The sequence below is a fragment of the Vibrio harveyi genome (assembly GCF_030060435.1).
Classification (GTDB): domain Bacteria; phylum Pseudomonadota; class Gammaproteobacteria; order Enterobacterales; family Vibrionaceae; genus Vibrio; species Vibrio harveyi.
Genome location: NZ_CP125876.1, coordinates 1,265,576 through 1,278,680, shown reverse-complemented (window position 1 = coordinate 1,278,680; position 13,105 = coordinate 1,265,576). Strand labels below are relative to the sequence as shown.

At 43.8% G+C, this 13,105-nt stretch carries 12 protein-coding genes; 6 read left to right on the top strand and 6 right to left on the bottom strand.

The annotated features are described in order from the left end of the window. Nucleotides 1–12 precede the first annotated feature (12 nt). The 3 genes from QMY49_RS22300 to QMY49_RS22290 form a co-directional block, all read right to left on the bottom strand. On the bottom strand, nt 13–147 hold the full coding sequence (locus QMY49_RS22300; protein WP_005452414.1) for a hypothetical protein: 135 nt from the start codon (nt 145–147) through the stop codon (nt 13–15). A gap of 134 nt (nt 148–281) precedes the next feature. Continuing rightward, the gene (locus QMY49_RS22295) at nt 282–629 is read right to left on the bottom strand and encodes a hypothetical protein (RefSeq protein ID WP_005452418.1); all 348 of its coding nucleotides are present in this window, start codon (nt 627–629) and stop codon (nt 282–284) included. A gap of 120 nt (nt 630–749) precedes the next feature. Next, the gene (locus QMY49_RS22290; RefSeq protein ID WP_283314410.1) at nt 750–1,940 is read right to left on the bottom strand and encodes a multidrug effflux MFS transporter; all 1,191 of its coding nucleotides are present in this window, start codon (nt 1,938–1,940) and stop codon (nt 750–752) included. Between the two features lie 111 nt (nt 1,941–2,051). Here QMY49_RS22290 and QMY49_RS22285 point away from each other — a divergent pair, with 111 nt between their 5' ends. After that, nucleotides 2,052–2,939 carry a LysR family transcriptional regulator gene (locus QMY49_RS22285; RefSeq protein WP_017190772.1) on the top strand — a complete coding sequence of 296 codons (888 nt, stop codon included), beginning with the start codon at nt 2,052–2,054 and terminating at the stop codon, nt 2,937–2,939. A gap of 257 nt (nt 2,940–3,196) precedes the next feature. Continuing rightward, entirely contained in the window at nt 3,197–5,017 is a 1,821-nt protein-coding gene (locus QMY49_RS22280; RefSeq protein ID WP_005452427.1) for a putative bifunctional diguanylate cyclase/phosphodiesterase, read from the top strand. Between the two features lie 35 nt (nt 5,018–5,052). Here the strand turns inward: QMY49_RS22280 and shyA are convergent, their stop codons facing one another. Next, nucleotides 5,053–6,339: a peptidoglycan DD-endopeptidase ShyA gene (shyA, locus tag QMY49_RS22275; RefSeq protein WP_005452428.1), complete on the bottom strand. Its 1,287-nt coding sequence runs from the start codon at nt 6,337–6,339 to the stop codon at nt 5,053–5,055. A 123-nt stretch (nt 6,340–6,462) separates the two neighbouring features. Continuing rightward, nucleotides 6,463–7,092 carry a hypothetical protein gene (locus tag QMY49_RS22270; protein ID WP_005452429.1) on the bottom strand — a complete coding sequence of 210 codons (630 nt, stop codon included), beginning with the start codon at nt 7,090–7,092 and terminating at the stop codon, nt 6,463–6,465. Nucleotides 7,093–7,241: 149 nt separating this feature from the next. Here QMY49_RS22270 and QMY49_RS22265 point away from each other — a divergent pair, with 149 nt between their 5' ends. From QMY49_RS22265 to QMY49_RS22250, 4 genes are all read left to right on the top strand, one after another. Continuing rightward, nucleotides 7,242–7,643 (top strand): GFA family protein, encoded by a 402-nt coding sequence (locus QMY49_RS22265; RefSeq protein WP_005452431.1) that lies wholly within the window; start codon nt 7,242–7,244, stop codon nt 7,641–7,643. A gap of 157 nt (nt 7,644–7,800) precedes the next feature. Beyond that, nucleotides 7,801–8,472, top strand: a complete 672-nt coding sequence (locus QMY49_RS22260) for a YoaK family protein (RefSeq protein ID WP_283314404.1) — start codon at nt 7,801–7,803, stop codon at nt 8,470–8,472. A 409-nt stretch (nt 8,473–8,881) separates the two neighbouring features. Beyond that, nucleotides 8,882–10,246 carry a YjiH family protein gene (locus QMY49_RS22255; RefSeq protein WP_005452434.1) on the top strand — a complete coding sequence of 455 codons (1,365 nt, stop codon included), beginning with the start codon at nt 8,882–8,884 and terminating at the stop codon, nt 10,244–10,246. A gap of 468 nt (nt 10,247–10,714) precedes the next feature. After that, nucleotides 10,715–12,586 (top strand): methyl-accepting chemotaxis protein, encoded by a 1,872-nt coding sequence (locus QMY49_RS22250; RefSeq protein WP_009696385.1) that lies wholly within the window; start codon nt 10,715–10,717, stop codon nt 12,584–12,586. A 59-nt stretch (nt 12,587–12,645) separates the two neighbouring features. Here QMY49_RS22250 and QMY49_RS22245 read toward each other — a convergent pair whose 3' ends face one another. Next, complete coding sequence (locus QMY49_RS22245) at nt 12,646–12,948, bottom strand: VPA0510 family protein (RefSeq protein ID WP_283314400.1); 303 nt, start codon at nt 12,946–12,948, stop codon at nt 12,646–12,648. Nucleotides 12,949–13,105 lie beyond the last annotated feature (157 nt).

Sequence of the window (13,105 nt, the reverse complement as noted above, 5' to 3'; positions counted from 1 at the left end):
GGGCTTTTCTTATTAATTCGCTAGTTTTTTCATTACGCGAGCAAACATAGAAGGCTTTTTCTTCTTCGCTTTACCGTAAAGCGCTTTGTGCATCGCGTCTTTAGCCATCATTTGACCAAAGTAAACACCACCAAGTTCGTAACCCATGACCTTCTCCTAAGAAGCAATTAACTGGTTTATGTTGTAATTTTACACCACAAAAACCATAAAACAAGATATGGGTCACATTTATTTTGTAATTTAATTACAAAAATTTTTATCCTAGCGAATAAGAAACGTAATTAACGTTTAGGTTGCTGGTATGTTTTACCTGCTGCTTTGTAGGTGTCTTTCGGTTTAATTTCAAAGAAAGTCTCGAAGAACCAAGCCGCAAACTTGATCAGGTGGTCACCTTCATTCATTACATGCTCAACGAACTCTTTCTCTTCACCAGACTCATCTGCTTGAACCGTAATGTGGTAAATGCGTTTTTCACCTTCTACTTCAGCAAGACCGAATTGACCTGTTAGCGATTCAGCAGCCTGAGCGACTTCTTCTTCCTCAGATGCTTTTAATAGCTCTAGCGCTTGAGGTAGGTTTTCTTGTTGACCGATTTCTTTCAGTAGAGCTTCAAATTCGTTTTGTTGCATGATTTCACCTAACAATGAACGGGTGTTGTCGATATGCCACTATTAACCAAGTGTAGATAACGACACAATAATTGGTTGCGCATTTTAGAGAGGACAACATGCGCTTGCAACCACATTCAACTAAGAACGCTCTGGTTGGACTAAACCACCAGAAGGGGTACGGAACTGTCCAACCACCAGCACCAAGCAAGAAATCACTGCAATCGAAATATAAAAGACGCCGAGTTGATGTTGAGTTGTTACCCAAGTTTCTACCAAATAGCCGCCAAATAACCCAGCTAAACACATCTGAATAGAACCCGACAATGCAGATACCGCACCTGCCTGTTGTTTATGAGGCGATAGCAGTAAACTGATCGAAACAGGGAAAGACATGCCTTGCGCGAAGCTCAAACACGTAAAGGCAATGAGCAAAGATGTCGCTGTAAACGGCAATATAAGAAGCATCACTCCTGAAAAGGCAACAATGACAAAACTCATCAAAAGGATCTGTTGCTCTTTGTATCGAGCATTGATGATGTTGAGAACTAAACTCCCCATCAATAAACCTGCCGAAGGCACAATCATCAAGGTACCGTAATCGGCAGCAGTGAGACCAAGCTCTTGTTGCATTAAGAACGGATAGAGAGACAGTGTCACCAAAGCTGATAAGTAACTCAACCAGTTGTAGCTTGCGCTGCCTATTACTTGTTTGTTGGTCAACAACTCAAAGTAATTGCGCATCACACGTTTTGGCTCAAAGCGGCGTTTGGGGTATGGCAGCGTTTCATGCAACACAATAAAGCCAAGGGTAAAGATCGCCGTAAGATAAATAAGAACGAAGACAAAAACCGCATGCCAACTAATGTGATAAGCAATCCATCCACCAAACAAAGGCGCAACAATCGGCATCACAGAAGCAGTCACCGAGATGTATGACAACGCCTTGGTGAGCTGCGCTCCATCATAGCTATCTCGCAACACAGAGCGCCCAAGAACAGAGGCACTCCCAGCCCCAAGACCTTGTAGTAGACGTCCGGTCTCAAGTGCAAAAATGTGGTCCGCAAAGGCAATACAGATGATGGTTCCGACGAGATACACACTTTGTCCCAAGATAAATACAGGACGGCGACCAATTGCGTCGGATAAAGGGCCATAAATTAGCTGTGAGACACCAAATCCGACAAGAAACAGCGTAACCAAGTTTTGAATCGTATGCTGAGGAAGATTCAAATCGTGACCAATCAAAGGCAAAGAGGGAAGATAGATACTGACGCCTACTTGACCAGTCGCGATGACCATCATCGCCAACAATAATGGTGTTTTACGCAATATACCCTCCTTACATCATGACAGTTTCACGACAGACAGTGTATATTTGATACTCAAAGATGATAATAAACCAAAATGGAAAGGGATTATTTCCCCTGAGGATGGAATAAGATGGATTGGATTCAGAGCGTTAATAGCTATATTCGCGTAGTCGAGGAAGGTAGCTTTAACGCAGCAGCGAGAAAACTCAACACCACCAGCTCCGCCATCAGTAAACGTATCCAATGGTTAGAGGACAAGATTGGTGTTCAATTATTAAAGCGAACCACTCGCTCGATCAGCCAAACTGAAGCAGGCGCTTTGTTTTATGAACGAGCCAAAGTCCAACTCGACTCTTGGCAATCCGTTTTAGATGAAACCCGCTCTGTTAACCAATCACCAGCAGGACTACTTAAAATTGGTGCGACTTTGGCGGTAGGCTCTAAATTTTTAGTACATTATCTTGATGATTTTCTTGAAAAATACCCTGATATTAAACTTCAGTTGATCACCACGCTACCAGGTCAGATACCAGAACTTAGCCTAGATTTGTTTATCAGCCGTGAGTTGGAGCAACTCAATTCCCTCAGCTTTAAAGCCAGCCCATTGTTCGAGCACAAAGCTCAGTTTTATGCTGCGCCGAGTTATCTAGAGAAACACGGTACACCAAAAACAATCGAAGAATTGTCGCAGCATAACGTTTTAATCTGGGGTGAGAAACCAGTACGAGAAATCAAGACCAATCGTGGAAAACGTGTCAGCCTATCGGGAAATTTCGCCACGACGAACCCAGAAGCCCTCTTCCATGGTGCTAAACGAGGCATGGGAATCTTGCTGTCTAATAACGTGATGATCAAAGAAGACCTAAAATCCGGCGCTTTAGTACCCATTCTTCCGGAAGTGACCGCTGATGAAGCGACTGTATATGCCTACTACCCAAAGCTGGACTATCAACACACCCGAACTCAACTGTTTCTCGACTATCTAAAAACGCGCTTAGAAGAAGAGAAACGTGCCTAAACTTTTGACTCTCTGGTGCTTCAAGTACTAGAGAGTAACTAGCCTTCTCCAAAGCGACTACCACTTTGATGAGAGTTAGCTCCCCTAGCACCTCACCCTATGGTTGAAAATCACCAATAAAACGTATCTTGAGTTTGAAAAATCACCTGAAGTAAACAATAGTTAACGTGATGCATATCGATTAAATGAGAAAAGATCGTGTAATAAAGCCAACACAAACACGATATGGGTAAACACAACGTCGGGTGAAATGTTCAATGGATCATGAACAAAAAAGTATCCAGTTACTTGATGAAATTCTAAAGCTCAATGGTAGCGCACTACTCGACAGAGTAACGCTTGAGCTCCATCAGCAATTTCAAAGCTACTGTACTTGCGTAGTTGAGATAGCACACCTACAACATTGTGCGGTGACACTTTCCAACTCTAGTGGCGGAACCATCGCAGACAGCATGTGTTACGGATTAGAAGGCACTCCTTGTGAGCAAGTCGCACAAGACATTGGCGAACTCATCTTCTATCAAGATGAAGTTTACAAGCTATTTCCTGAAGACCAAATGTTTCAGGACGCTGGCATTCAAGCGTATATCGGACTTCCTTTAAAAACACATACAGGTGAAGTGTTAGGCATCTTAGTGTCAACATTTACTCACTCCATCAGTGAAGCTGAAGCCGAAGAAATCATCTTCCATCACCGTTTTTATGCAAACATCATCATCCATAGTTTGCGAGAAAAGTGGATCAGTGAACGCTCAGACAAACTTCTCAACCAACTCAGTTACGAAGTCTCTCATGACAATCTAACAGGGCTGCTCAATCGCAGTTGTTTAGCTGATACGTTGGAGACCTTAACTCAGCAGGCAACTCGCCCTTTTAGTCTTGCGTATCTAGATATCGACAACTTTAAATCCATCAATGACATCAACGGTAACTACATCGGTGACCAAATCATTAAGTTCACTGCAAATGCGATTCAACAAAGCTTAACCTCGCCCAACAATGCGTTTCGAGTCGCAGGTGACGAGTTTGCTTTTATTACCTATGACGAAGATCCTGTTAGCGTCTGCCAAGAAATCCTCGATAAAATCGAAGCAGGCTATTCAGACAAATCCAATCGTATTTCTTTCACTGTCAGTATCGGGATCGCGAGAGCGCCTGTGCATATGCTGAATAGTGATGACTTAATACTGAATGCGAGCCTTGCGCTAAAAGACTGTAAAAAACGCCGAGATACCCGTATTCAACATTACGACACCCACTTAAGTGCACTTTACCATCGCCAGACACAACTGATTGAAGCACTGCGTGAGCAGCTTCGTTTAAGCATTGATGAAAATGAAGAGCTTTATGTCGTAGTCCAGCCAATTGTTGACATCACCAGTGACCGTTGGGACTACTTTGAAATCCTCGCGCGTTGGAACAGCAGCGTTTATGGCAACGTCTCGCCAGTGGAATTTATTGAAGCCGCCGAACAATCAGGGTTAATCATTGAGCTAGGCGAGCGCATCGTGGAACTCGCCTGCCGCGCAAAACAAAACTTAGAACGACAACTGGGTTACACCGTCAAGCTTTCAATTAACTGTTCAGCTCATGAACTTATTGATTCTAATCGCTACATGAACTTCCTTACTCGGATTCTAGAAAAATACCATCACCAAGCTACAGACTTTGTTATCGAGCTTACAGAGACAGTCTTGCTGTCACAAAGTGGTCGAGAACAGATGGTATTGAATTCGTTACGCTATCTAGGCTTTAAGGTCGCATTAGATGATTTCGGCACAGGCTACTCAAGCTTAAACTACATTCACAACTACCCTATCGATAGCATCAAAATCGACGCGACATTTGTACGCAACATGCTCTCAAATACGACATCAGAACAAGTCGTTTTGTTGATCGCTCAACTGGCTCAGTTGCTTGAGGTTGATCTTATTGCTGAGGGGGTTGAGGATGACAGAGCCTTGCAAAAGCTCATTGAAATGGGTTGCCACCATATTCAAGGTTATTTTTATTCGAGACCACACAATGTTGACGAGCTAATTGGCATCATCAACGAAAAGCAGATGAAAAGCGCTTAAAAAAAGACCAAACAATGTTTGGTCTTTTTTGTGATTTATAAAACGGCTTGTTCTTTGTCTTTAAGCAGTTTGTCCATCTCGTCTCGAGTAGCAATAAAGCTCGCCATTTCCTTTTTAGGCACAGAGCTTGCCATCGGGATCTTCGCTCGCATTGCATTAACAGGACGACCGTATTCGATCAATTCGTAGTGAAGGTGCGGACCTGTTACACGTCCCGTTTTACCCGATAAGCCAATACGTTGACCACGAGAAACTTTCTGACCTTTCTTCACTAGGATCTTACTTAGGTGCAGATAGCGCGTCTTGTACTTACTGCCGTGCTCGATCACTACGTAGTTACCCGCATATGGGTGTTTACGTGTCATGATAACCGTGCCATCCCCCGTTGCTTCTACTGGTGTACCGATAGGCACAGCCCAGTCAGTACCGTTATGAGGTGCAACTCGACCCGTTACAGGATGAAGACGTTTCGGGTTAAAGCCTGAGCTGATACGCCAGCCTCGACTAACAGGGTAACGTTGGAAGGCACGCTGTAGGCTCTCACCTTTCGCATTATAGAATTGACCGTCGGTATGAAGATAAGCAGTCACTTCACGACCACGGTTGTAGATCTTAATTGCTTCGATTTCGTTCTTGCCAGTCGGCACGCCATCAATACTTTGAGAACGACGAACCACTTCGAATCGGTCACCTGCGCGTAAGTCTTTACCGAAGTTAACCTGCTCTTTTAGTAGGTTCACCACTTGGCTGATTTCCGCTGAGCTCAAGCCCAAACGATTTGCTGATGACGAGAAACTACCATGAATCACGCCAACTAAAGGTTCTTGATGCCAAACACCTGGGATTGAGATGTCCGAGAAATCGTAGCTGCCATCAGCATTACGACGATAAACGACTTTGTCGGCGATAGAAAATTGAAGCTCCATCTTTTCCAATTCACCCGTCGACTCATCACGCCAAAAACGCAATGTGTTGCCGGGTTTTAAAGTATCAAGAGCAAGGAAGTTCAAATCCGTCTCCATCACTTTCATCAACGAACTGTAGCCGAAGCCCAGTTGGCTAAAAATGGAGCTCAGGTTGTCACCTGCTTGGATTTGGTATTCAAAATTTGGGGGAGAGACAACTTCTGCTGTTGTCGCCTCAAGAATATTTTCTACAACTCGCGATTCAGGCAAGTTAAGGGCGATGGTTTTAGTAAGGGAAGACTCTTTGAGAGAGTTGGAAACACCAATCGCAACTAATACTGGCAAGGAGTACAACAGTAGCGCTTTACGACTTGTCAGATTCGGCAACCGTCTTGTTGTAATTTCATTTGTAGACACGGGAATTACTATCTCCTTTATAACAAGGCTCATAGCTTATGCATTCCCGCATAAGAAATCACTATGAAATTACGAGATCTAGCGCAGAAAACACTTATTTTTTACAGAAGACAAAAAAATTCATTACTGTTGCATATGTAAGTTATTACCTACACGTTTAAGAGTGGTTGTAATCAATTGATTTGGTTGTTCTGCCATCGCTTGATCTTCTCCATGTTGAAGATATGAAAGCGAAATTTGTGTATCGCTGTTCCATTTCAATGAAGACATCTTGATTCGATCACCAATGAAAACGCTGTTAAGCAATACAACACGGCTTGGTACAGCATCAAACTTAAATAAACCGATGTAGTAAAACGCCCCAGAACCTTGTGTTGTCACGATCACAGGAGCCACAATCCAAGGGGTCTCACTTACGTTACGCTGCGCAATAAACTCGGTAGGTACCAGTACCTCGCCTTTTGTTGCACCAGCATCATACTGACCTTTTAAAAAACCATGCTCTTTATCCCACTCATCAAGAAAAGTCACCGCACCCTGCTCTGGAACTTGAACAGTCCACGGATTTCGTGACTGAATACCCAGCACTTCCGCTACGATTGAATTAGATTGTGCCTGCGCTTGAGGAAACTTTGCCATGATCTCATCATCAGAAAGGCTAAACCGGTAAATGCCCGCAATAATAACCACAGCTAACAGTACGATTGGGATCAGGAGAATGAGGGGAATAGGTAGGATTCTCTTACGAGTCATGAAGACTTCCTTGTGTTCTTGTTCTCTGAATTATGTTCGGAGTATATACCATTTATAGAGCGAAGACCGCTCTGCCTATCCGTTCATTTTGACTCAAGTGTTTCAAAATTAAACTAAACTGTTTGGTGGGCAACCAATAGGTAATAACGATGACAAAAATCACCCACACATGCGAGTGTGCCTGTGGCTTAGTCCAACTGCGTTGCACGGCGGAGCCCATTCGCACTTCTATTTGCCACTGTTTCGAATGTCAAAAGCGCACGGGGAGTGTGTTTGGTGTTCAAGCTCGGTTTCACAAAGACCAAGTAATATTAGATGGCGATACCACCAGTTATACTCGTATCGCCGATTCAGGAAATCAAGTGCATTACGAATTTTGCCCGGCATGCGGTACAACAATGCGCTTACTGCTTTCAGACGTCCCAGACTACGTGGTGATCCCAATGGGATTGTTTAACAATAAAGAGTTTCCACAACCCACTATTTCCATTTATGAGCAAAGAAAACAGGGATGGGTCAGCTTTGATTGCACCATGGAACACGTTAGATAAATATTTGTTATGCAGAATTTGAACTCTCTCAACATTTGAGTTTGCTCAACAATAGTTGAGACTTTATTGAGAATGATCAACCAAGTAATCGCGTAAGTACTTTCGTTCCGCGCCACGAGCGCTATAATCTGCTCCTAACATTTGGTGAGGCTTTATTGTGATTTCCAGACTTCCTCGTTGGGTGGAATATGGCGCTTTTCTGCTTGCTCTTCTCGCAGGCTGCGTCAATGCCGTGGGTCTTCTCGGCTTTCAACATCAAGCGATAACGCATCTTTCCGGAACCGTAACTCAGCTAGGGAACAGCTTACTAACAGGTGTAGATACAACCATTCACCTGCTCCTTATTGTATTTAGCTTTTTGATTGGCTCTGCATTTAGTGGATTCTTTATCGAAAGCAGCGCGCTCAAGCTTGGTCGTCGCTATGGTGTAGCTCTTTGCATAGAGGGTAGCCTGCTGTTGCTCAGCTTGGGCTTTCTGGTACAAGGTAATGTTTATGGTCAATACCTTGCCTCTGCCGCTTGTGGCTTACAAAATGCGATGATCACAACATTCAGCGGAGCTGTCGTCCGAACCACTCACATGACCGGTATTATTACTGACCTCGGTATTATGATTGGAGAGAGCTTGCGAGGACGTCAGTTTGACCGACGTAAAGCCAAGCTGTTTATCTTTATCTTCCTTGGCTTCTTATTAGGCGGTACATCTGGTGCAGGTTTATTTAACGTTTACGAGCTGTACGCATTAGCCTTCCCGGCTCTGTTAGCTTTTATAATTGCCATTGCATATTGGAGTTACCTCTACTTGCAGAGCCGCAACCAAACCGTCTAGTTTTTAATGACGGTTTAAGCATTCGACTTAAACCGTCTTATCTCTCTTGTCACTCGGTTAGCCTATAAACCCTATCTACTGGCAGAAAACGCTGTCATTGGCTTGAGATCCCAATCACATTTGCTAGGCTTTTTATTGCTCTAGTCACACTGTACCCCTTAACACTCTGCACTGAGCAGCTTACGTGCTACAATTTTCTAACACGCGCAACAAATTCATATACAAGATTCTAGGTTTAGTACTTTTAGCCGAAAAAACGGCTGAATAACTAGATGTATTTAATGAATAGTATTGCAATGGATGCAGTTTGCGGGTAATCTCCGCACACTGTGATTAAATACGGATGTTTAGTGAATATTTATGTCATGGAATATGGCGAGTATTGACTAGTAGTAACACGAGACAAATAATGCATAACAACACTAATGCTGCTGAAGCGCCTAAGGGCAACTTTTGGATGTTCTTCATCCCATCCCTAATCGGTCTTCTACTTTTCATGGCACCAATCTCTTACGATGGTGGTCTGACAATCCCTGTCGCGGTAATGGCAAAAGTCATTCCTGCAGTTCTTGGCGATACTTTAATTGCTATCGTAACCGCTATTGTTGCTTTCATGGCGCTAGCTTCTGTTCTTTGCAAAATTTTCAAGCCAGCAGCAATCCTACGTAACGGTTTCTTGAACGGTCTATTTAATCCGTCTCCACTTTGGTTGTTGGTTCGCCTAATTGGTGGTGCAGCGGTGCTGATGACGTTCTTCCAAGTGGGTCCAAAAGCAATTTGGGAAGAAAACACAGGCGGTCTTGTTCTTACTGGTCTGCTGCCAACGCTATTCGCGGTATTTATTTTTGCAGGTCTATTGCTACCTTTATTACTTAACTTTGGTCTATTAGAACTGTTCGGTGCCCTACTAAGTAAAGTAATGCGCCCAGTCTTCAACTTGCCAGGTCGTAGCGCGATCGACTGTATGGCTTCTTGGTTGGGTGATGGTAGTGTGGGTATCCTACTAACCAGTAAACAATACGAAAACAACTTCTACACTCAACGTGAAGCTGCGGTTGTAGGTACGACTTTCTCAGCAGTATCGATTACCTTTAGTTTGGTTGTCCTTGCTCAGGTTCAACTAGAGCACCTATTCCTGCCTTTCTACGGCGCAATCTGTCTAGCTGGCGTTATTGCAGCAATTATCATCCCTCGCCTACCACCATTGAGCCTAAAGAAAGACCGTTACATGGATGGCAGCGAACCGAAAAAAGATGCGGACGCAGTACCTGCTGGTCACACGACTTTTTCTTGGGGTATGGATCTTGCGCTAAAACGCGCTGGTCAAGTGACTTCTGTACAGTCGGTATTTAAAGAAGGCGTACATAACGCAATCGACATGGTGTTTGGCGTACTTCCTGTGGTTATGGGTCTTGGTACCGTGGCATTAATCATTGCAGAATACACGTCTGTATTTGAGATCCTAGGTCAACCATTTATCCCTTACCTAGAGTTGCTACAAATCCCTGAGGCAGCAGCAGCGTCTCAAACTATCGTTGTTGGTTTTGCAGATATGTTTATCCCAGCAATCCTAGCGGCATCTATCGATAACGAAATGACTCGCTTTGTAATTGCAGCAATGTCAGTAACTCAGCTTATCTACATGTCTGAAGTGGGCGCTCTGCTTCTAGGTAGTAAGATTCCAGTGAACATCGTAGAACTGTTCGTAATCTTCATTCTACGCACGCTGATTACGCTACCTGTCATTGCAGGTGTAGCTCATCTTATTTTCTAAATTTGATGCAATTGATAAAGGCTCCGCTCTGTCGGGGCCTTTTTTGTATTTGTAACATCAGTTTGTTTTCTTAGCTCAGATTCACCATATTCTTTGGTTCTACCCTCGCTTTCTTTACGTCTCATTTTTGATACATAACTTATAAATATCATTTCAAATTCATCTATTTAAATTAGTTAGACACACAAGATAAGACTTGTTTCTATAAGGCTCAGTGATACCATTCTTATGTTTTTAACAGTTTAATGACGAAGTCCAACAATTCAGATCAAAGTCACAACTTTTAAATTCATCTAGGCTTTTTATCCCGTTTCGACAATAAAAGCCGTAAATAGCCTTCAGGTTTCTGATAAATCTGTCGATAAACAAAATAACAAACACAATTCTGTGTTCACATCTGCCGAAATCACCCAGGGAAGAAGAGGTGAAAGCAGAGTAAACCAGCCGGGAGACTCGAGAGGGAAAAGTATGAAATTCAGACATAAGGTTGTAACTGCCTCTTCTATTTTACTGCTTGTTACTGTGGCATTGCTGTCGACACAACAGGTTATGACTATCCGTTCACAGATCGAAGAAAACATTGATACGAGTGTGAACGAAATTCTCTCCAGTGTGGGGAACACTGTAGAGTCCGAAATGAACGCGAAAAAAGATCTTGCTCAATCGATGACCGAGATCTTGGAAATTAATCCAAGCGATCACGATTACGTAAAAGATGTACTAGAAAAGCCAATGCCAAAATCAAGCTTCTTGGCAATCGGGTACGCATACGACCACGATGGTTCCTTAATCGAAAACGATGACGGCTGGGAAGCTGGTGCCGACTATGATCCTCGTGTTCGCCCTTGGTTTGTCTCTGCAAAAGCACAGGGCAAACTTATCGTCACTGACCCTTATGTTGATGTCTCTTCTAAGAAGGTCATTATTTCTATCGGTACGCCAGTTCGCGAAGCTGGTCGATTCCTAGCAGCGATGTTCTACGATATGGAGCTGACCACCCTTTCTGACTTGGTAAACCAAGTCAATCTATTTGATGCCGGCTACCTCTTCCTCGTTACTGCAGACGGCACGACGATTGCTCACCCAGAAGCGAAATACAATGGTGAGAAGCTATCGAGCTACTTGCCACAAGTCGAGATCAAACCTGGCGCTCAACACATTGAGATTAACGGCAACAAATACATGGCGAGCCTGTCGCACATTGCGGGTGAGAATTGGTATGTAGGCGCGCTTGTCGACGAAAGCATTGCATATTCTGCAGTGGGTAAGCTGCGTAATAGTGCAATCATCTACTCATTGATTGCCGTGATTGCCTCTATCATCGCACTGACTATCCTCATCCGTACCTTGATGCGCCCTCTTGATGAGCTAAACACAGCAATCCAAGCCGTCGCATCAGGCAAAGGCGATTTAACGCAGCGTTTGGACACCAATACCGATCAAGAATTCTCTGAACTAGCAAAAGGTTTCAATACCTTTATGGAGAACTTGCAGCACCAGATCATCGAATCGAAGAGTATCTCTGATCAGATCCTCAGCGGAACGCAAATTACTGCTGAAGGTGCACGTGACTCTGCGTCTGCGATTCAGACTCAACTTCAAGAGCTAGAGCAACTTGCAACAGCTATGCACGAAATGTCAGTAACGGCAACCGAAGTAGCTAACAACGCGCAAGGCGCAGCAAGTGCAGCGAAAGAAGCGGATGAAGCGACCATGCAAGGCTCCTCTATCGTAAATGAGTCGACAGAAACGATTAACCTACTTTCTGACAGCATCGATCAAGCGGTTGAAGAAGTTCAAGGTTTAGAGTCTGCGACAGCTAACATTGAGACTATTCTTAAAGTTATCAACGATATTGCAGACCAAACGAACCTACTTGCACTGAATGCGGCAATCGAAGCGGCGCGTGCAGGTGAATCTGGTCGTGGCTTCGCAGTGGTAGCCGATGAAGTACGTACTCTTGCACAACGTACTCAAGAGTCTACGACCGAAATTCGCAGCATGATTGAGCAATTGCAATCAGGCGCATCTTCTGTTGCTAGCGCAATGCACCAAAGCAAAGGCAGCGCAGTAGAAGCGGTAGAAAAAGCAGGACACGCAAATGACGCTCTACAACGCATCCGCGATGCGATTCAACGTATCTCGGACATGAACTTGCAGATTGCTTCGGCAGCTGAAGAGCAAAGCTTGGTAGCAGAAGAGATCAACAACAACACGGTCAACATCAAAGATCTATCGACTCAAGTTGCTGACTCTGCAAACCGCACCAACGATGCAATGCAAGCGCAGAATGAAGACGTTCGTAAACAAGACGAAATCCTTAACCGCTTTACGGTGTAACACTTCTCTTACTTACAAATGCAAAACAGCGAGCACAGTGCTCGCTGTTTTTTTATCGATTACAACACCACATGAACATAACGATCTTTTGAACGCTTGTAATAGTGCTCATCCACCTTCAGGTAGGTAAAGTTCCCGATCTGGATATACGTACTGCGCGGTGGAATACGCTTGTAGTGATAATAATAATGTTTTGGTCGTTTGTGCTTCACCACGACGACCTTTTTATGCTTGTGTTTATGTTTATGGTTATGATGACCGTGTTTATTATGATGATGCTTTGGATGCGCGGAAACATCAGCGCTGAACACTCCTAACGAAAGCATCATTCCAATCATGGTAAGAGAAAGTCGCTTCGACACTCAATTCCCCTTTTCTTAATAACTTGGGCGTTATGATAAAAAGAGAGGCAATCGCTCTTGTCAGGCGCTAGCGAGACAATTTCATCCCATGGTCAAATATCATCACGATTTATCAAGCCAAGGCCAATCCGATAAGAGCTACAGATGTATCACTCGC

Excerpts from the sequence above, each read along its gene's own strand:
- QMY49_RS22300 (WP_005452414.1), bottom strand. The coding sequence starts at position 147 with ATGGGTTACGAACTTGGTGGTGTTTACTTTGGTCAAATGATGGCTAAA.
- QMY49_RS22295 (WP_005452418.1), bottom strand. The coding sequence starts at position 629 with ATGCAACAAAACGAATTTGAAGCTCTACTGAAAGAAATCGGTCAACAA.
- QMY49_RS22285 (WP_017190772.1), top strand. The coding sequence starts at position 2,052 with ATGGATTGGATTCAGAGCGTTAATAGCTATATTCGCGTAGTCGAGGAA.
- QMY49_RS22280 (WP_005452427.1), top strand. The coding sequence starts at position 3,197 with ATGGATCATGAACAAAAAAGTATCCAGTTACTTGATGAAATTCTAAAG.
- QMY49_RS22270 (WP_005452429.1), bottom strand. The coding sequence starts at position 7,092 with ATGACTCGTAAGAGAATCCTACCTATTCCCCTCATTCTCCTGATCCCA.
- QMY49_RS22265 (WP_005452431.1), top strand. The coding sequence starts at position 7,242 with ATGACAAAAATCACCCACACATGCGAGTGTGCCTGTGGCTTAGTCCAA.
- QMY49_RS22255 (WP_005452434.1), top strand. The coding sequence starts at position 8,882 with ATGCATAACAACACTAATGCTGCTGAAGCGCCTAAGGGCAACTTTTGG.
- QMY49_RS22250 (WP_009696385.1), top strand. The coding sequence starts at position 10,715 with ATGAAATTCAGACATAAGGTTGTAACTGCCTCTTCTATTTTACTGCTT.